The sequence below is a fragment of the Bradyrhizobium sp. SZCCHNRI3052 genome (genome assembly GCF_032484895.1).
Taxonomy (GTDB): Bacteria; Pseudomonadota; Alphaproteobacteria; order Rhizobiales; family Xanthobacteraceae; genus Bradyrhizobium.
The window spans coordinates 195,425-213,189 of the sequence record NZ_JAUETW010000001.1 but is presented as its reverse complement, the minus strand read 5'-3'; the positions used below and the strand labels follow the sequence as shown (position 1 = coordinate 213,189).

The window sequence follows — 17,765 nt, the reverse complement described above, 5'->3', positions numbered from 1 at the left end:
CATGGGACGGAAACGCATCGAGCCGGGCAAAGTCCGGCTGACCGAAGTTGCGGCACTGGCGGGCGTCAGCCCGATCACGGTGTCACGCTTCTTCCGTAATCCCGACACGGTCTCGGCCGGCCGCCGCACGAGGATCGAGAGTGCCGCCAAGGAGCTCGGCTATGTGCCGAACCTCGCCGCGCGCGCTCTCGCATCGCAGCGCACCGAAGTGATCGGCGTGCTGATACCCTCCCTCACCAACAACGTGTTCTCCGACGTGCTGCGGGGCATCTATGATGCGTTCGAAGGCAGCCGCTACAGCATCCAGCTCGCCAACACCCGCTACAGCGTGTTGCAGGAGGAGCGCCTGCTGCGGTTGTTCCTGATGCAGAAGCCGGCCGGCCTGATCGTGACCGGTCTCGACCAGACGGCGGAGAGCCGGTCGATCATCCAGGCAGCGGACTGTCCCGTCGTGCAGATCATGGAGCTCGGCGCCGACCCGATCGACATGATGATCGGATTTTCGCACGTCGATGCCTGTTTTGCAGCCATTTCACACCTTCTCGCGCAGGGCTGCCGCCGCATCGGCTTCATCGGCGCCCGCATGGACCCAAGGGTGCAGCGCAGGCTGCAGGGCTATCAGAACGCGATGAAGGAGGCCGGCTTGTTCGACCCGCGTCTCATCGTCACGGCGCCTGTTCCGACCTCGACCACAATGGGCGGCAGCCTGTTCTCCGATCTGCTGATGAAGGCGCCGGATCTCGACGCCGTGTTCTGCGCCAACGACGATCTCGCGCTCGGCGTGCTGTTCGAATGCCAGCGCCGGCACATTGCGGTGCCCGAGCAGATCGCGATCGTCGGCTTCAACGACATGGAATTCATGGCCGCGGCGGTTCCGACGCTCACCAGCGTGCGTACCAATCGCTACGAGATGGGTCGGCGTGCGGCGACGATGATCATGGACGCCGTCGAAGGCCGTCCCGTGGCGCAGCGCGTCGTCGATCTCGGCTTCGAGGTGATCGAACGGCAGAGCTCGACCTTGCAGCGCGCCGCCGCAAGTCCGCAGCCCGCGTCGGGGCGCGCTTCCGGAACAAAATGGTAGCGCAACCAAAAGCCATGAACTAGAACCACTCGAACCAACGACGACTTGAACGAAAGACGTAGGCGATCTTCGACAGCGGGCCGATGGCGCGCAGACGACGGACCGGCCTCGCCACGTTTGCACTGCGGGAGAAAACACATGACGAACTCGAACGGGCATGCCGGCAACGGCGCTGACAAAAGCCGCAAGCTGCGCTCGCAGGCGTGGTTCAACGATCCGCACAATCCGGGCATGACCGCGCTCTATCTCGAGCGTTATCTGAATTACGGCCTGACCCGGGCTGAGCTGCAGTCGGGCAAGCCGATCATCGGCATTGCCCAGACCGGCAACGATCTCTCGCCCTGCAACCGCCACCACATCGAGCTGGCGCACCGCGTCCGCGAGGGCATCCGCGCCGCCGGCGGCATCGCGATGGAATTTCCGACCCATCCGATCCAGGAGACCGGCAAGCGCCCGACGGCCGCGCTCGACCGCAACCTCGCTTATCTCGGCCTGGTCGAAATCCTGTTCGGCTATCCGCTCGACGGCGTGGTGCTGACGACCGGCTGCGACAAGACGACGCCGGCCTGCCTGATGGCCGCGGCGACCGTGAACATCCCCGCCATCGTGCTGTCGGGCGGCCCGATGCTGAACGGCTGGCACGAGGGTCAGCGCACCGGCTCCGGCACCGTGGTGTGGAAGTCGCGCGAGCGGCTCGCCGCCGGCGAGATCGGCTATGAGGAGTTCATGGAGATCGTCGCCTCCTCGGCGCCGTCGGTTGGCCATTGCAACACCATGGGCACGGCATCGACGATGAATGCGCTGGCCGAGGCGCTCGGCATGTCCCTGCCCGGCTGCGCCGCGATCCCCGCGCCCTATCGCGAGCGCGGCCAGATCGCCTACGAGACCGGAACGCGCATCGTCGACATGGTGTGGGAAGACCTGAAGCCATCCGACATCCTGACACGCAAGGCGTTCGAGAACTGCATCGTCGCCAACTCCGCGATCGGCGGCTCGACCAACGCGCCGATCCATATCAACGCGCTGGCGCGCCATGTCGGCGTCGAGCTCGACATCGACGACTGGCAGAAGGTCGGCCACGACGTGCCGCTGCTCGTCAACATGCAGCCGGCCGGCTTCTATCTCGGCGAGGAATTCCATCGCGCCGGCGGCGTGCCGGCCGTGATCGGCGAGTTGATGCGGCACAAGCGCATCCACGAGGACGTCATCACCGTCAACGGCCGCAGCATGGGTGAGAATTGCCGCGAGGCAGCGAAGCCCGACGGCGACGTGATCTGGTCCTACGACAAGCCGCTGGTGAAGGATGCCGGCTTCCTGGTGCTGCGCGGCAACCTGTTCGATTCCGCGATCATGAAGACCAGCGTGATCTCCAAGGAGTTCCGCGACCGCTATCTCAGCAATCCGAAGGACCCGAACGCCTTCGAGGGCCGCGCCATCGTGTTCGAGGGGCCTGAGGACTATCACGACCGCATCGATGATGAGCAGCTTGCGATCGACGAGCACTGCGTGCTGTTCATCCGCGGCGCCGGTCCGATCGGCTATCCCGGCGGCGCCGAGGTCGTGAACATGCAGCCGCCGGCGGCGCTGATCAAGCGCGGCATCCTGTCCCTGCCCTGCATTGGCGACGGCCGGCAGTCCGGCACCTCGGGCTCACCGTCGATTCTCAATGCGTCGCCGGAGGCCGCCGCCGATGGCGGGCTCGCAATCCTCAAGACCGGCGATCGCGTGCGCATCGACCTCAACAAGGGCTCGGCCAATATCCTGATCTCGGACGAGGAGCTTGCGAAGCGGCGCGCCGAGCTGAAGGCCAAGGGCGGCTTCCCGCACCCCGCCAACCAGACGCCATGGCAGGAGCTCTATCGCAACACCGTCGGCCAGCAGGCCACCGGCGCCTGCATGGAGCTTGCCACGCGCTATCACAACATCGCCGGCACCGTGGGTGTGGCAAGGCATAATCACTAGACCCAACTGCCGTCATTCCGGGGCGCGCGAAGCGCGAGCCCGGAATCCATACTCCCGATCGTGGTTATGGATTCCGGGCCCATCGCTTCGCGATGTCCCGGAATGACGATAACTAAGAAGTCAATTCCCAAGGGAGACTCCATGTCCGACCGTCTCAAGGGCAAGCGCGCCTTCGTCACTGCCGCCGCTGCCGGCATCGGCCGCGCCTGTGCCATTGCCTTCGCGCGTCAAGGCGCCACCGTATTCGCCACCGACATCGATGAGAACGGCCTGAACACGCTGAAGAGCGAAGGCATTGCCGAGGTCGCGACGCTCGACGTGCGCAACACCGCGGCCGTGAACGCGATGGCCGAGCGGGTCGGCAAGGTCGAGATCCTGCTCAATGCCGCCGGCTTCGTGCATAACGGCACAATCCTCGACTGCTCCGACGACGACTGGGATTTCTCGTTCGATCTGAACGTCAAGTCGATGCATCGCACGATCCGCGCCTTCCTGCCGAAGATGCTCGATCAGGGCGGCGGCGCCATCGTCAACATCGCCTCCGCCGCGGGCGTGTTCAAGGCGGCACCGAACCGCTACGTCTACGGTGCGACCAAGGCAGCCGTGGCGGCGCTGACGCGCTCGGTCGCAGCCGATTTCGTCGGCAAGAAGATCCGCTGCAACTGCATCTGCCCGGGCACGATCGAAACGCCCTCGATGCTGGGACGCGCGGCCTCGGCCGGCCCGAACGGGCTGGAGATGTTCATCTCGCGCCAGCCGATGGGCCGGCTCGGCACGGCGGAGGAGATCGCCCATCTCGCGGTCTATCTTGCCAGCGACGAGAGCGCGTTCACGACCGGCGTCGCGCATACCATCGACGGCGGCTGGACGCTGTAGTTCTGCTCCGTCATTCCGGGGCAGCCCGCAGGGCTGAACCCGGAATCTCGAGATTCCGGGTTCGCGCTGCGCGCGCTCCGGAATGACGACAACAAAGATCGACCGGGGAAACATCATGAACCACATCGACCTTACCAACCGCTGCGCCGTGGTCACCGGCGGCGCGCAAGGTTTTGGCCGCGCCATCACCGAGCGCTTCAAGTCGTCGGGCGCGAAGGTTGCGATCTGGGATCACGACATCGCGCTGGCGGAGAAGACCGCGCAGGCGATCGGTCCGGAGGTGCTGGCGCTGCAGGTCGACGTCACCGACACCAAAGCGGTCGAAGGCGCCCGTGACGCGACGCTGGCCGCGTTCGGCAGCATCGACATCCTGGTCAACAATGCCGGCATCGCCGGCATCAACAAGACGGTGTGGGAGACCGATCTCGAGGAGTGGCGCAAGGTGCTGCGCATCAATCTCGACGGTCCCTTCATCTGCGCCAAGGCGATCGTGCCGGTGATGCTGAAGCAGGGCTATGGCCGCATCGTCAACATCGCCTCGATCGCCGGCAAGGAGGGCAACCCGAACGCTGCGCACTACTCCGCGTCCAAAGCCGGCCTGATCGCGCTGACAAAGTCGCTCGGCAAGGAGCTGGCGCAGCACAACATCACGGTCAATGCGGTGACGCCCGCCGCGGCGAAGACTGCCATCTTCGACCAGATGACGGAAGCGCACATCAACTTCATGCTGTCGAAGATCCCGAAAGGCCGCTTCGTGCTGGTGGAAGAGCTCGCCGCGCTGGTGTCGTGGCTCGCCTCTGAAGAGTGCTCGTTCTCGACCGGCGCCGTATTCGACATTTCCGGTGGCCGCGCAACTTATTAGTCGGCGTGCCGATCGATAGAGCCCGTCCTCACCGAGAAATCGTCATTGCGAGGAGGCGAAAGCCGACGAAGCACTCCAGAGCTCCTCGCGCGGCCCTGGATTGCTCCGCGGCGCCGCTGCGCTCGCAATGACGGCGATAGGCAGAACCGTTCCGGTACTGCTGACGATCGCGAGAGATCATGACCAGTTGGAGGTCCCACCATGACCCACCACGGCGGCTGCTTCTGCGGCGCGGTGCGCTTCCAATGCACCGGCGAGCCGATCAACGTACGCGTCTGCCACTGCCGCAACTGCCAGCGGGCGACGGGCGCGCCGTTCTTCGCCCGCGCGCTGTTCGCGCACGACGCGCTGACGATCACCGGCGAAACCGCGCGCTTCCCCTCCTCCGACGCGCTCGATCGCATGTTCTGCCCGCGCTGCGGCGTCAGGCTGTTCTCATGGCGCAGGACGCGCCCGGTTGTCGGCGTGGCCCTGGCCTGCTTCGACGACCGCAACGCCTTTGCCCCGACCGAGCACATCTGGGTCTCGGAAAAGATGGATTGGGTGCAGCTCAGCGACGGCCTGCCGCAATTTCCGGAGAATCCCGCGTAGCATCGGGGAACCATCGTGCCTATGTAAGGCGGTAACGCGTCCGGAACCCCGATCCTTGAACATCTCGCTCTACGGCATCTCCGTCTGGATCCTGCCGATCATCATCGCCATCACCTTTCATGAGGCTGCTCACGCCTTCGTCGCCTGGCGGTTCGGCGACGACACCGCGTTGCGACTCGGTCGCGTCAGCTTCAACCCGCTCAAGCACATCGATCCGTTCGGCACCGTCCTGCTGCCGGGCATGCTGCTGCTGTCCGGCTCGCCGTTCCTGTTCGGCTACGCCAAGCCGGTGCCGGTCGATTTTCGCAATCTGAAGCCGCTGCGCGCCGGCATGGTGATGGTGGCGCTGGCCGGACCGGCCACCAACATCGCGCTGGCGCTGGCGGCCGGACTGGCGTTCCACGCCCTGCCGCTGGTTCCACCGGAGGCGGCGCGGTGGGTGGCCAGCAATCTGTGGAATATTTTCTCGTTCAACATCCTGCTCGCCGTGTTCAACATGCTCCCGATACCGCCGCTCGATGGCGGCCGGGTCGCGGTGGGCGTGCTGCCGGCGGCGCTGGCGCGGCCGCTTGCCCGGCTCGAGCCGTATGGCATGCTGATTCTGATCGGATGTCTGATCCTCCTGCCGCTGGCGGGTTCCCAATTTGGTCTCAATCTTGATCTCGTGTCGGGGCTGCTCCGCGCCACGACCGATTCTCTGAAGCAGCTGCTTCTGCTATTGACGGGTAATGTCTAGATCTACCCGTCAGGGATGGTAACGAACGAGCCCCGAGGCACTCTTGGTCAAAGCCGCTGACATGATGATCGCACGCCGCGCCGACACCCGCGCCCGTGCCGATTTCGCGACCTGGAAGATGATCGCCAAGCTGAACGGCGCCTCCGGCCTGCCGCCGGCGGCGCAGGACTTCCTGGCAAGCTACAAGGCCCGCCTCGGCGACATGCCGGAGGACGAGGCGACCGAGGCCACCATCCGCGAGATGTACAAGGCCTATTATGCCGAGATGGGCGGCGGCGGCGCCCCGCCCGAGGTCAAGCCGGTCGCCGCCGAGCCGGTGACCGGCAATGTCACCGCCTTCCGCAAGCTGCCGCCGAAGAAGGCGGCGCAAAGCGGGACGACCGCTCCGCGCAAGCTGCCGGTTGCGCTGATCTTCGCCGCGCTCTGCGTGGTCTACGTCGGAGTCAGGCTGTATTGGCAGTGAGGTCAGCCGAACCCCACCCGCTCATTTCGGCGGGTTGAACTTGACCGGCAGGATGAAGGAGAACTCGTCGTCGGTGAGGCCCGCGGGAGGCTTTGGCACGGGATCCGAACGGCGGACCATGCTGAGGGCGGCCTGATCGAACTCCGGATCGCCGGACGTTTCCTTGACGTCCACCGAGACGACACGGCCGAGCCGATTGAGCACGAGCGCCAGCTTGAGCTGGGCAGCGGCCTTCTTTCCGGATGGATACTTCTTGTGCAGTTCGAAATAGGCGCTGATCTTGCGGCCCCAATTGGCCGTCAGCCTTTGCACGTCCTTGCCGATACCGGCATTCGGCGCTTTGGTCTTCTCGGCTTCAGGAACCTTCTCGTCCAGGGCCTTGCGCGCGCTGTCTTCGGAGGCTTCCTGCGCCTCCGACGCCTGTGTCTGGACCGTCGCGACCTTCTGCTCCTCGGTCGGCTTCTTCACGTCAGAGGTCGTGACCTCGCGGTCGGCCTCCTCGGTCGTGGTCGGCACATCCTTCTGCAGATCGGTCTGCTCGACCTCGGCCTTCTGCTCCTGCATCTGCGGAGCGGCGGTCTGCGCTACCGAGTCCTGTCCGACCGGAACCTCGTCGTCCTCGACCTTCGGCGAGCCCATATCGATGTCGATGACCTCGGCGCCCGCCGCGCCGAGGCCGCCGGCGTCCTCGTCGTCGTTCAGATGCGTCAGCGCCAGCGCGGCCCCGCCGACATGCAGGATCAGCGCGCCCATGATCGCCAGAAACCAGAGACGGCGCGAGGGGGAGTGCCCGATGTCGAGGTCGCTCATCACAAGCCGGCGCTCCTCACGGCTGCGCGGGCTGGGCCGGCGGCACCTGCACGGCCGCGGCAGGCGGCGCTTCCAGCGCCACCAGCTTGATCTTGGTGTAACCGCCGGCGCGCAGCAGTTCCAGGACGCCCATCAGCTCGCCATAGGGCACCAGCTTGTCAGCGCGCAGGAAGATCGGCCGGTCCTTCGGCTGATCGGTCATGGCATCGAGCTCGCGCACGAGATCGACGCGCTTGACCAGATTTTCCCCGATCGCCAGCGACAGGTCCGGCTTGATCGAGACATAGGTCGGCTTGTCCGGCTTCTTCTGCGGCGTGGCGCTCGAGGACGGCAGGTCGATCGGCAGGTCGACGGTCGAGAGCGGCGCGGCCACCATGAAGATGATCAGCAGCACCAGGATGACGTCGATGAAAGGCGTCACGTTGATGTCGTGGGTCTCGTCGAAATCGTCGTCGAGATCGCCTTCGGAGAGCGAGACGGCCATCCTCGGCTACTCCGCCGCCCGGACGTGAAGGCCGGTATGGCTGCGATCGAGATCGCGCGACAGCAATCGTCCGGTGGTGCCGGAGGCGCGGTTGACGAGCTCGAGATAGCCCTTCGTGACCCGCGAGAAGTGATTGTAGATGATCACGGCCGGAATCGCCGCGGCCAGACCGATCGCGGTCGCCAGCAGCGCTTCCGCGATGCCCGGCGCGACCACCGCGAGGTTGGTGGTCTGCGATCTGGAAATGCCGATGAAGCTGTTCATGATGCCCCAGACGGTACCGAACAGTCCGACGAAGGGCGAGATCGCGCCGACGGTGGCGAGCAGGCCCATGCCGGTGCGGACCCTGCGCGCTTCGGCGCGAACGATCTCGGTGAAGCTCGAGGCTGCGCGCTCCTTGATGCCCTCGTCACTGCCGAGCCCGGCCGACAGCCGTGCCTCTGATATCGCAGCCTGCAGCAGCAATGCCGCGACGGTCTTGCCTTGACCAAGCGCAAGATGGGCCTCGGCCAGCGACTTCGCCCCGGTCAGCTTGCGCAGCGCGCCGACCAGCCGGCGGCGCAGGACGGAGAATTCGAGGCTCTTGGCGATCAGGATCGTCCAGCTTGCGATGGAGGCCAGCGCCAGCATGATCATGACCGCTTTGACGACGATGTCGGCCTTGAGAAACATGCCGAACGGTGACAGCTCGTCCAGCCCGGTGGTCACCGACTTGCCATTGCGGGTGCCGGTCTCGATGCCCACCGGGGCGGCAGCCGTTGGGGCGACCTGTCCCGACGCGGGAGGGGCCATCGTCAGGGCTGTGCCCGGCGCCGGCGCCGGCGCCGACAGATCGGTCGAGACCGCCGGGGCGGACCTGGCCGGCTCCTGCTGCGCATGTGCAGGTAGCCCCGCAGCAACAGACAGACATGACAGGACGATTGCAAACCTAACGAGGAACGATGTCATCATATCTCGGCCCATTAGACCTCGGCCCATTGCCGGATCAGATTGTGATAGATGCCGGTCAGCTTGACAGCATCGGGATCGTCCCTCCCGAGGCGGTCCGCCAAGCTCTGGATCGCCGCGTCCAGATCGAAGATCATGCTCCGGACGTGGGCATCCCGTATCATGCTCTGCATCCAGAAAAAAGAGGCGACCCGGGCGCCGCGCGTGACCGGCGTGACCATGTGAAGGCTCGATGACGGATACAGCACCGCGTGCCCCGCGGGCAACTTGACTTCGTGCGAGCCGTAGGTGTCCTCGATCACAAGCTCGCCACCGTCATAGCTGTCGGGCTCGGCCAGGAACAAGGTCATCGACAGATCGGTGCGGATGCGCAGGCCGGTCAGCGGATCGCCGCGCACGGCATTGTCGACATGGATGCCGAAATGGTCGCCGCGCGAGGCGGTGTAGCGGTTGAACAAAGGCGGAAAGATCTGCAGCGGGATCGCCGCCGACAGGAAGCGCGGATTCTTCGTCAGTGCCGTGATGATGCGCTGGCCCAGCACCCGCGCCGCCTCGCCGTCGGGCGGCAACTGCTCATTGCGCTTGACCATGGCCGACTGCGCCCCGGCCGTCGAGCGGCCGTCCTCCCACTCCGCCGCATCCATGATGCGGCGGAAGTCGGCGACCTCGTCTTTGGACAGAACGTCCGGGATGCAGATCAGCATGATCAGAACTTTGCAGTGGTGACGATGTAGAAGGCGCGCCCCGGGGCCACGGCGACGAACGGCACCGCGCTCCGATACAGCGTGTCGTAGTACAGCTTGTTGGTCAGGTTCTGGGCATAGAGCTTCGTGGTCCAGTTCGCGTCGAGCTTCTTCTCGACGAAGGCGTCGAAGCGCCAGTAGCTCGGCAGCTCGTTGCCGGTGTTGGCCGCGAAGGTGCCGCCATAGACCTTGGAGCGGTAGACCGCCTGCCCGCCGATCTCCCAGCCATTGTCGAGCTTGTACTTCGACAGCATGCTGAACGACTGATGCGCGATGTTGGCGAGCTGCAGGCCGATGTTGGAGGCGACGCCGCTCTGCGTGACCTTCGACTGCATCAGCACCAGGCCGCCGAAGATGCTCCAGCGATCGGTGAGCTTGCCTTCCGCCTCGATGTCGATGCCCTGGATGCGGTAGGCCGCGCCCGAGGTGAGCAGGCCGCCGACGGTCTCGCGGGCATTGTCCTTGGTGGTCTGGAACAGCGCGGCCGAGACCAGCAGATGGCGGTCGACCAGCTCCCATTTGGTGCCGAGCTCGGCCGCCTTGTTGCGCTCGGGTCCGAGCAGGACCGCGGTGTTGGCGGGCACGCCGCCGTAATCGGTGCCGGTGGCGTCGAGTTCGGAGCCGAACGGATTGGCCGAGGTCGCATAGGCCGCGTAGATGCTGCCGATCGGCATCGGCTTGTAGACCAGGCCGACATTGTAGTTGACCAGGTCGGCGTTCATCTTGAGGTATTTCGGCGAATTGGTCGACGAGCTCATGTTGTAGCCGTCATAGCGCACCCCACCGTTCAGGATGACCGTGTCCTGCCAGTTGGCCGTGTCCATGACGTAGACGCTGTTGGTGTTGACGCCGTAGCGCGTCGGGTTGCCGATCAGCGACGGCGTATTGCTGAATGGGATGTAGGTGTATTGCGGCGAGTACACGTTGACGCCGGTAACCGCGCCCGAGCTGGTCGAGCCGCCGCCGAACAATTCGGACGAGAGTCCGGTGTAGCGATCGATCGAGATGTTCTCGTTCGAGAACTCGGTGCCGAGCACCGCGGTGTGCTTGACGCCGCCGGTATCGAGCTTGAACGTCGCATCGTTCTGGTTGGCCCACACGTCCACCGTCTGGTAGCGGCTCTGTGCGCTCGCCGTCGTGGTCCAGAGCAGCGGATTCGGGCTGGTCGTGTTGGGGCCTTGCGGCAGCGTGCCGATATAGTTGAGAAGCGAGTGCTCGCCGCGGAACTTGCTGCTGAGGGTGATCGCCTCGTTGACCTTGTACTCGGCTGCGGCAGTGCCGAAATCCTGCCGCGCGGTCTGGAAGTCGCGATTGAGGAAGCCATACCAAGTGCCGCGCGGAATGCCTGCCGAGGTCACGGGGACGTTGCCCTGCTTGTAGTAGGGCACGCCGAAATCCGGATAACCCGACAGATCGGTATGGACATAGTTCGTCGTGATCTTGAGATCGTCGATCGGCGTCCACTTGGTCGAGAGGAAGGCGCCCCAGCGGTCATCGGTGACGAAGTTGCGCCCCGCCACATTGGAGTCCTGGAACAGGCCGCCGGTGCGCACCGAGAAGGTCGGCGAGATCACCTGGTTCACGTCGAGCGTGACGCGCTTCTGCTGGTCGGTGCCGAACTCGGTATCCATCCGCTTGAAGTTCGTATCGCCAGCCTGCTTGGTGACGATGTTGATGGCACCGCCGGCGGTGCCGCGGCCGGCATAGGACGAGGCCGGACCGCGCAGGATCTCGATCTGCTCGGTGAAGAAGTTCTCGCGGATCGACACCGCGGGATCGCGGATGCCGTCGATGAAGACGTCGTTGCGGGCATCGAAACCGCGAATGAAGAAGCGGTCGCCGAACGCATTGCCGCCCTCGCCCGAGCCGAGCGTGACGCCGGCGGTCGAACGGCCGATCTCCTTGAGCGCGGTGACGTGCTTGTCGGCCAGCACTTCCTTGCTCATCACGGTGATCGTCTTCGGCGTGTTCAGGAGCGGCTCGGGAAACTTGCCCGACGCCTGCACGCGGTTGACCTTGTAGGGCTCGGCTGCGTCCGCGTAGGGGTTGGCGTCCGGCGCGGACAGTCCGCCTGCGTTCGGGAACGCCACCGCGGCCTGCTGCGCCGACTGCTGACGGGCCGCCGCGCGGCGCAGGGCATTGCGCGCGCGGACCTGCTCGGCGGTCGGCTTGGAGGACGTCGGCTTGGCCCGCGCGATCGGCGCATCGACGTTGACGGGCGGCAGGTCGGACGCCGGTTGCGCCTCGGCCGACGACATCGATGCCACCGCCATCAGCCCGGCCACCGCCGACACCTTGGTGACGGAGGGCCCCTCTCCGCGTCCGTCATTGAACCTCATCGCTGCGACCCCACGCAGCGAACGCGGTGCTATCACCTGTCCCATTTTATTTTCACGCGCCCCAGATCTTCATTCCACATCGCTTACGCGGATCATTCGCAGTGCGACGATGTGTCGTTGGTATCGGGCGCGTTTCAGGGGGTCAATTTGAGGAGCCCTAATTTGGCCTTGAATAGTTCCAGATCAAAACAATTCTAAAAACGCTCAACTAACAACATGCGGAACTTGAAATCGTTCTAAACAGCGCGATTTGACTCGCGCTGCCGTCGAATCAGCACCGCGTCGGGCGTAACCCCGGCGCAGGTCAGTTCGACGAGCCAGCCGGCGCGTCGCTGCTCGGCGGCTTCATCAGCGAGAACAGCTCGTCCACGGTCTGCACCGCGATCTGGCGCACGCGATCGGAATCATCGATCCCCGCGATCCGCACGCCCTTGACGACGGCCCTGATCTCATCGCGAAAATCGGTCAGGAAACGCAACGGATCGCGCTGCTCGTTGGCGACGCGCGCGATCAGGCCGGTGACCAGGATCTGGCACGCGAGCATCTTTCCATTCAGTTCTTCCATCGTGAGCTCCCCATTCGCTATCGTCGCACGGCGCATCGTCGGCGACACAGCCTCGCTCCGGTTGAATCCTGCCGCGGCCCGACGGCGCCATGACGGCGGCGGGACCCATCGGCTTCTAATCAGCTCCCATCGGGCGCGACAAGACGGCGAGAATAGGTCGGAGTGCGGCATTCGCACGAGAGACCCGCGCGGCCGGCGAATGGTCCGGCGCGGCGCGCCAGCCGACGATGGCGGCAGAGGATCGCCGCAGACCGCCCTGCTCTCGCGCAGGCCACGCCGCGGCAACGGCAAGCTTCCCCGCCATTCTTCGCACTCAAGATGTTTTACTATATGACGCAACTCAAGATGGGGTCAGAACGGTCTGCGGCGCGGCTCGGCTATTTGAGCGCCACCTCGGCTTTCGGACCGGACAGCATCTTGATCCGATCCTTCAGGTCCCTGAGCGTGGACAGGCTGGTGGCGACGGCCTCGTCCGGAATGTCGTGCAGAACGTCGCCGGCGATCGCATCGCGCAGCTCGTCGAGATCATCGACGAGCTCTCGTCCCGCGGCGGTGAGATGGAGACGGTTCGCGCGGCGATCCCTCGGATCGTGTCGGCGCTCCAGCAGCCCCTGCTCGACCAGCCTGTCGAGCAGACGCACCAGTGAAATCGGCTGCAGTTCCAGCACTTCTGCGAGATCGACCTGTGACATCCCCTCATGCGCGCGCAGCCGAAACAGCACCACCCATTGGGCGCGGGTCGTGCCGCGCTGTTTGGCACGATGATCAATATAGTTGCGCAGGATGCGCGAGCTTTCGACAAGCTGCGCAACGAGCTGACGTCTCATATCCAGCGACATGGCTGTGAACTCCCTTGCGATTCCCCGAAGCTTGCCGATTGTTTAGGTTTGTCCACGCGCTCGTGTGTTTACACATTAATTGCGTGCGTACTATATCTGGCATGCTGGGAATGGTTTTAAAGACCGGTTATCCTGTTCGTCTCAGCATGTGGGCCAGCATGAAGACATCACGAACCCTCGGTTGGATCCTGCTCGTCGCGGCTCTCGGCGGCGCCGGCTATTACGGCTGGCAGCGTCATCAGGGCGCCGAGGCAGCGAAAAAGACCGCTGAGCAGACATCGGCCCGACCGCAGGCGGTTCGGGTCTCGACCGTGCCGGTCGAGAAGACGGACTTCCCGGTCTTCCTCACCGGCCTGGGGACCGTGCAAGGCTTCAACACCGTCCAGGTCCGCACCCGCGTCGACGGCCAGATCGACAAGATCGCCTTCACCGAAGGCCAGCTTGTGAAAGAGGGCGACCTGCTGGTCGAGATCGACCCGAGGCCGTTCCAGGCCGCGCTCGACCAGGCCAAGGCCAAGCGGGCGCAGGACGAGGCCAATCTCAACAACGCCAATCTCGATTTGCAGCGCACCACCAAGCTCGGCGAGTTCGCGACCCGGCAGCAGCAGGACACCCAGCGCGCCACCGTCGCACAGCTCACGGCACAGATCGCCGCCGACGACGCCGCGATCGCCAATGCCCAGACCCAGCTCAGCTACACCCAGGTCAAGGCGCCGATCTCCGGGGTCGCCGGCCTCCGCCAGGTCGACATCGGCAATATCGTCAACGCCTCGAGCCAGACCGGCATGGTCTCGATCGCGCAGATCGAGCCGATCGCGGTGATCTTCACCGCGCCGGAGGAGCAGTTGCCCTACATCAACGAGGCGCAGAAGACCGCTCCCTTGAAGGTGATCGCGTTCACCACCGACGGCAGGAAGCAGCTCGCCGAGGGCAAGCTGATGGTCGTGAACAACCAGGTCGACACGTCGAGTGGAACGATCCGGCTGAAGGCGGTGTTCGACAACAAGGACCACGTGCTGTGGCCCGGACAGTCGGTCTCGACGCGGCTGCTGGTGCGGACGCTGAAGGATGCCACGGTGGTTCCCGACGACGCCGTCCAGCATTCGACCAACGGGCTGTATTCCTACACGGTGAGCCCGGACAGCAAGGCCGAGCTGCGCAAGGTGAAGGTCGGCGTTTCGCTCGATGGCCGTACCGTCGTCGAAGAGGGGTTGACCCCCGGCCAGCAGGTGATCACCGGCGGTCAATTCAAAGTTCAGCCAGGCTCGGTCGTGACCACCGCGGTGGCCAGCTCGGAGCCGGCGCCAGCTAAGGTCCGGCAGGAATGAACGGCGGCATCTCGGCACCCTTCATCAAATACCCCATCGGCACCTCGCTGCTGATGGCAGGTATCCTGTTCATCGGCCTGGTCGCCTACCCCCTGCTGCCGGTCGCACCGCTGCCGCAGGTCGACTTCCCGACCATCCAGGTGACCGCCAATCTGCCGGGCGCCAGCCCTGAGACCATGGCGACCTCGGTCGCCCAGCCGCTGGAGCGGCAATTCGCACAGATCCCCGGCATCGCCCAGATGACATCGACCAGTTACCTGGGCACCGCATCGGTCACGATCCAGTTCGACCTGAACCGCAACATCGACGGCGCCGCCAACGACGTCCAGGGCGCCATCAACGCTGCCTCGGGCCAGTTGCCCAAGACCCTGCCGTCGCCGCCGACCTACCGCAAGGTCAACCCGGCGGACGCGCCGATCCTGATCTTGTCCGCCACGTCCGAGACGCTGCCGCTGACGACGGTCTCCGACTCCGTCGATGCGCAGCTCGCGCAGCAGATCAGCCAGATCTCGGGTGTTGCCCAGGTGATCATCGGCGGCCAGCAGAAGCCGTCGATCCGTATCCAGATCGACCCGGCCAAGCTGGTCGCCAAGGGCCTCTCGATGGAGGACGTGCGCAGCCAGATCGCGATCACCACGGTCGACAGCCCGAAGGGCAACATCGACGGCGAGCGTCGGGCCTACACCATCTACGCCAATGACCAGCTCACCGAGTCGAAGGACTGGAACGACGTCATCATCGCCTACCGCAATGGCGGTCCGTTGCGCGTCCGTGACATTGGCCGGGCGGTGACCGGGCCGGAGGATGCCAAGCAGGCCGCCTGGGCCAACGGCAAGCGCGGCGTGTTCCTGGTGGTCTTCAAGCAGCCTGGCGCCAACGTCATCGAAACCGTCGACAAGATCAAGGCGACGCTGCCGCGCCTGGTCGCGGCGATCCCGCCGGCCATCAAGGTCGAGCTGATGTCGGATCGCACGACGACCATCCGTGCCGCGGTCGAGGACGTCCAGTTCACGCTGCTCCTGACCATCCTTCTCGTGGTCATGGTCATCTTCATCTTCCTGCGCAGCTTCTGGGCCACGGTGATCCCGACGATCACCGTGCCGCTCGCGCTGCTCGGCGCCTGCGCGATGATGTGGGGGGTCGGCTATTCACTGGACAACCTCTCGCTGATGGCGCTGACGATCGCGGTCGGCTTCGTCGTCGACGACGCCATCGTCATGCTCGAGAACATCTCTCGCTATGTCGAGGAAGGCGAGTCCCCGATGGCTGCCGCCTACAAGGGGGCCAAGGAGATCGGCTTCACCATTGTCTCGATCTCGATCTCGCTGGTCGCCGTGCTGATCCCGCTCCTGCTGATGGGCGGCATCATCGGGCGCCTGTTCCGCGAATTCGCGGTCGTGCTGGCGATGACGATCTTCGTCTCGATGTTCGTCTCGCTGACGTTGACGCCGATGATGGCCTCGCGTTTCCTGCGCGGCGGCCACCAGGCTCATGGCAAATTCTACCAATGGAGCGAGCGCGGCTTCGAGGCGCTGCTCAGGGCCTACGAGAAGGGATTGGACATCGCACTGCGCTGGCGCTTCGCCACGCTGATGGTGTTCTTCGCCTCGCTCGGCCTGTCGATCTACCTGTTCGTGCTGATCCCCAAGGGTTTCTTCCCGCAGCAGGACAACGGCCTGATCACCGCCGCGTCGGAGGCGTCGCAGGACATCTCCTTCAAGGCGATGCAGTCGCGCCAGGAGGCGCTGGCCAAGATCGTGCAGGATGATCCGGGCGTAGCCAGCGTCGCAATGGCGATCGGCGGTTCCGGCCGCGCCGGCAATACCGGCAATCTGTTCATCACTTTGAAGCCGCGTGACGAGCGTGATGCATCGGCGCAGCAGATCATCGCACGCCTGAGGCCGCAGCTCGAGAAGGTCGAGGGAGCCCGGCTCTACATGCAGGCCGCGCAGGACGTCCGCCTCGGCGGCCGGCCGTCCCGAACCCAGTTCGAGTTCACGCTGCAGGACTCCAATCTCGCCGAGCTCAACGAGTGGGCGCCGAAGATCCTGGAGAAGATGCGCTCGCTGCCGCAGCTGCGCGACGTCGCCACCGACCAGCAGGCCGACGGCACCACCGTGCAGCTCACGATCAACCGCGACACCGCCTCGCGGTACGGCATCTCGCCCCAGCTGATCGACGACACGCTGTATGACGCGTTCGGCCAGCGCCAGGTCGCGCAGTACTTCACCCAGCTCAACTCCTACCGCGTGATCCTGGAGATCCTGCCTGAGCTGCAGGGCAACATCGACACGCTCAACAAGCTCTACGTGAAATCGCCGACCACCGGCGACCAGGTGCCGCTCTCGACCTTCGCCAGTTGGACCAACGTGCCGGTGCGGCCGCTGTCGATCAGCCACCAGGGTCAGTTTCCGTCGATCACGATCAGCTTCAACCTCGCCCAGGGCGTTGCGCTCGGCCAGGCCACCGATGCGGTGCAGCGCGCGATGGTCGAGCTCGGCGCGCCGGCAACCTTGAACTCGAGCTTTCAGGGCACTGCGCAGGCGTTCCAGCAGTCGCTGTCGACCGTGCCGCTCTTGATCCTCGCCGCCCTCGTCGTGGTCTATCTGATCCTCGGCATCCTCTACGAGAGCTACATTCACCCGATCACGATTCTCTCGACGCTGCCCTCGGCCGGCGTCGGCGCGCTCGCGATCCTGATGGCGTTCGGCTACGATTTCAGCCTGATTGCGCTGATCGGCGTCATCCTGCTGATCGGCATCGTGAAGAAGAACGGCATCATGATGGTCGACTTCGCCATCGCCGCCGAACGTGACCAGCATCTGCCGCCCGAGCAGTCGATCCGCCAGGCCGCCCTGCTGCGCTTCCGTCCGATCATGATGACGACGATGGCAGCCCTGCTCGGCGGCGTGCCCCTGATGCTCGGCAACGGCACCGGCTCGGAGATCCGCCAGCCGCTCGGCTATGCGATGGTCGGCGGCCTGATCGTCAGCCAGATGCTGACGCTGTTCACCACGCCGGTCGTCTATCTCTATCTCGACAAGGTCAACAACGCCTTCGCGCGCTGGGGCCGCACGCATATCGACCACGAGCCCGAGACCGCGGCCGCAGCTCCGGTCAAGGAAGCGGCGGAATAGT

16 protein-coding genes are annotated in these 17,765 nt (G+C 65.0%); 9 read left to right on the top strand and 7 right to left on the bottom strand.

Translation table 11 applies throughout. From position 1 onward, the window contains the following. Nucleotide 1: 1 nt before the first annotated feature. From QW887_RS01005 to QW887_RS00975, 7 genes are all read left to right on the top strand, one after another. Nucleotides 2-1,081 carry a LacI family DNA-binding transcriptional regulator gene (locus QW887_RS01005; RefSeq protein WP_316194065.1) on the top strand — a complete coding sequence of 360 codons (1,080 nt, stop codon included), beginning with the start codon at nucleotides 2-4 and terminating at the stop codon, nucleotides 1,079-1,081. Nucleotides 1,082-1,219: 138 nt separating this feature from the next. Beyond that, nucleotides 1,220-3,043 (top strand): IlvD/Edd family dehydratase, encoded by a 1,824-nt coding sequence (locus QW887_RS01000; RefSeq protein WP_315714460.1) that lies wholly within the window; start codon nucleotides 1,220-1,222, stop codon nucleotides 3,041-3,043. 141 nt (nucleotides 3,044-3,184) lie between these two features. Beyond that, nucleotides 3,185-3,919: an SDR family oxidoreductase gene (locus QW887_RS00995; protein WP_315714462.1), complete on the top strand. Its 735-nt coding sequence runs from the start codon at nucleotides 3,185-3,187 to the stop codon at nucleotides 3,917-3,919. A gap of 115 nt (nucleotides 3,920-4,034) precedes the next feature. Next, nucleotides 4,035-4,781 carry an SDR family NAD(P)-dependent oxidoreductase gene (locus tag QW887_RS00990; RefSeq protein ID WP_315714463.1) on the top strand — a complete coding sequence of 249 codons (747 nt, stop codon included), beginning with the start codon at nucleotides 4,035-4,037 and terminating at the stop codon, nucleotides 4,779-4,781. 201 nt (nucleotides 4,782-4,982) lie between these two features. Then, nucleotides 4,983-5,372: a GFA family protein gene (locus tag QW887_RS00985; RefSeq protein ID WP_315714464.1), complete on the top strand. Its 390-nt coding sequence runs from the start codon at nucleotides 4,983-4,985 to the stop codon at nucleotides 5,370-5,372. 55 nt (nucleotides 5,373-5,427) lie between these two features. Further along, nucleotides 5,428-6,108 (top strand): site-2 protease family protein, encoded by a 681-nt coding sequence (locus tag QW887_RS00980; RefSeq protein WP_315714465.1) that lies wholly within the window; start codon nucleotides 5,428-5,430, stop codon nucleotides 6,106-6,108. Nucleotides 6,109-6,169: 61 nt separating this feature from the next. Continuing rightward, a complete protein-coding gene (locus QW887_RS00975) occupies nucleotides 6,170-6,571 on the top strand; it encodes a hypothetical protein (RefSeq protein ID WP_315714962.1) in 402 nt (133 codons plus the stop codon). Between the two features lie 21 nt (nucleotides 6,572-6,592). On the opposite strand, the gene QW887_RS00970 is transcribed toward QW887_RS00975, so the two are convergent. From QW887_RS00970 to QW887_RS00940, 7 genes are all read right to left on the bottom strand, one after another. Next, a complete protein-coding gene (locus QW887_RS00970; protein ID WP_315714466.1) occupies nucleotides 6,593-7,381 on the bottom strand; it encodes a TonB family protein in 789 nt (262 codons plus the stop codon). A gap of 16 nt (nucleotides 7,382-7,397) precedes the next feature. Then, nucleotides 7,398-7,865 carry a TonB system transport protein ExbD gene (gene exbD / locus QW887_RS00965; RefSeq protein ID WP_315714467.1) on the bottom strand — a complete coding sequence of 156 codons (468 nt, stop codon included), beginning with the start codon at nucleotides 7,863-7,865 and terminating at the stop codon, nucleotides 7,398-7,400. A 6-nt stretch (nucleotides 7,866-7,871) separates the two neighbouring features. Further along, nucleotides 7,872-8,816: a tonB-system energizer ExbB gene (gene exbB / locus QW887_RS00960; protein WP_316194063.1), complete on the bottom strand. Its 945-nt coding sequence runs from the start codon at nucleotides 8,814-8,816 to the stop codon at nucleotides 7,872-7,874. Nucleotides 8,817-8,827: 11 nt separating this feature from the next. Continuing rightward, complete coding sequence (locus QW887_RS00955) at nucleotides 8,828-9,517, bottom strand: Fe2+-dependent dioxygenase (protein ID WP_316194062.1); 690 nt, start codon at nucleotides 9,515-9,517, stop codon at nucleotides 8,828-8,830. Between the two features lie 2 nt (nucleotides 9,518-9,519). Beyond that, nucleotides 9,520-11,940, bottom strand: coding sequence for a TonB-dependent receptor (locus QW887_RS00950; protein WP_316194061.1), 2,421 nt, complete (start codon nucleotides 11,938-11,940; stop codon nucleotides 9,520-9,522). A gap of 259 nt (nucleotides 11,941-12,199) precedes the next feature. Beyond that, nucleotides 12,200-12,460, bottom strand: coding sequence for a hypothetical protein (locus tag QW887_RS00945; protein ID WP_315714471.1), 261 nt, complete (start codon nucleotides 12,458-12,460; stop codon nucleotides 12,200-12,202). 377 nt (nucleotides 12,461-12,837) lie between these two features. Continuing rightward, nucleotides 12,838-13,299: a MarR family transcriptional regulator gene (locus QW887_RS00940; protein WP_315714472.1), complete on the bottom strand. Its 462-nt coding sequence runs from the start codon at nucleotides 13,297-13,299 to the stop codon at nucleotides 12,838-12,840. 146 nt (nucleotides 13,300-13,445) lie between these two features. Between QW887_RS00940 and QW887_RS00935 the strand changes: the two genes are divergently transcribed. Both QW887_RS00935 and QW887_RS00930 read left to right on the top strand, forming a co-directional pair. Further along, nucleotides 13,446-14,627: an efflux RND transporter periplasmic adaptor subunit gene (locus QW887_RS00935; protein ID WP_409977903.1), complete on the top strand. Its 1,182-nt coding sequence runs from the start codon at nucleotides 13,446-13,448 to the stop codon at nucleotides 14,625-14,627. Next, nucleotides 14,624-17,764: a multidrug efflux RND transporter permease subunit gene (locus tag QW887_RS00930; RefSeq protein ID WP_316185943.1), complete on the top strand. Its 3,141-nt coding sequence runs from the start codon at nucleotides 14,624-14,626 to the stop codon at nucleotides 17,762-17,764. The genes QW887_RS00935 and QW887_RS00930 overlap by 4 nt, the downstream gene beginning before the upstream one ends. Nucleotide 17,765 lies beyond the last annotated feature (1 nt).

What these genes read in the sequence shown, in the direction of transcription:
- QW887_RS00945 (WP_315714471.1), bottom strand. Translation starts at nt 12,460, where the DNA reads ATGGAAGAACTGAATGGAAAGATGCTCGCGTGCCAGATCCTGGTCACC.
- QW887_RS00985 (WP_315714464.1), top strand. Translation starts at nt 4,983, where the DNA reads ATGACCCACCACGGCGGCTGCTTCTGCGGCGCGGTGCGCTTCCAATGC.
- exbD (WP_315714467.1), bottom strand. Translation starts at nt 7,865, where the DNA reads ATGGCCGTCTCGCTCTCCGAAGGCGATCTCGACGACGATTTCGACGAG.
- QW887_RS00930 (WP_316185943.1), top strand. Translation starts at nt 14,624, where the DNA reads ATGAACGGCGGCATCTCGGCACCCTTCATCAAATACCCCATCGGCACC.
- QW887_RS00955 (WP_316194062.1), bottom strand. Translation starts at nt 9,517, where the DNA reads ATGCTGATCTGCATCCCGGACGTTCTGTCCAAAGACGAGGTCGCCGAC.
- QW887_RS00950 (WP_316194061.1), bottom strand. Translation starts at nt 11,940, where the DNA reads ATGGGACAGGTGATAGCACCGCGTTCGCTGCGTGGGGTCGCAGCGATG.
- QW887_RS00940 (WP_315714472.1), bottom strand. Translation starts at nt 13,299, where the DNA reads ATGTCGCTGGATATGAGACGTCAGCTCGTTGCGCAGCTTGTCGAAAGC.
- QW887_RS00975 (WP_315714962.1), top strand. Translation starts at nt 6,170, where the DNA reads ATGATGATCGCACGCCGCGCCGACACCCGCGCCCGTGCCGATTTCGCG.
- QW887_RS00995 (WP_315714462.1), top strand. Translation starts at nt 3,185, where the DNA reads ATGTCCGACCGTCTCAAGGGCAAGCGCGCCTTCGTCACTGCCGCCGCT.
- QW887_RS01000 (WP_315714460.1), top strand. Translation starts at nt 1,220, where the DNA reads ATGACGAACTCGAACGGGCATGCCGGCAACGGCGCTGACAAAAGCCGC.
- QW887_RS00970 (WP_315714466.1), bottom strand. Translation starts at nt 7,381, where the DNA reads ATGAGCGACCTCGACATCGGGCACTCCCCCTCGCGCCGTCTCTGGTTT.
- QW887_RS00990 (WP_315714463.1), top strand. Translation starts at nt 4,035, where the DNA reads ATGAACCACATCGACCTTACCAACCGCTGCGCCGTGGTCACCGGCGGC.
- QW887_RS00935 (WP_409977903.1), top strand. Translation starts at nt 13,446, where the DNA reads ATGTGGGCCAGCATGAAGACATCACGAACCCTCGGTTGGATCCTGCTC.
- QW887_RS01005 (WP_316194065.1), top strand. Translation starts at nt 2, where the DNA reads ATGGGACGGAAACGCATCGAGCCGGGCAAAGTCCGGCTGACCGAAGTT.
- exbB (WP_316194063.1), bottom strand. Translation starts at nt 8,816, where the DNA reads ATGATGACATCGTTCCTCGTTAGGTTTGCAATCGTCCTGTCATGTCTG.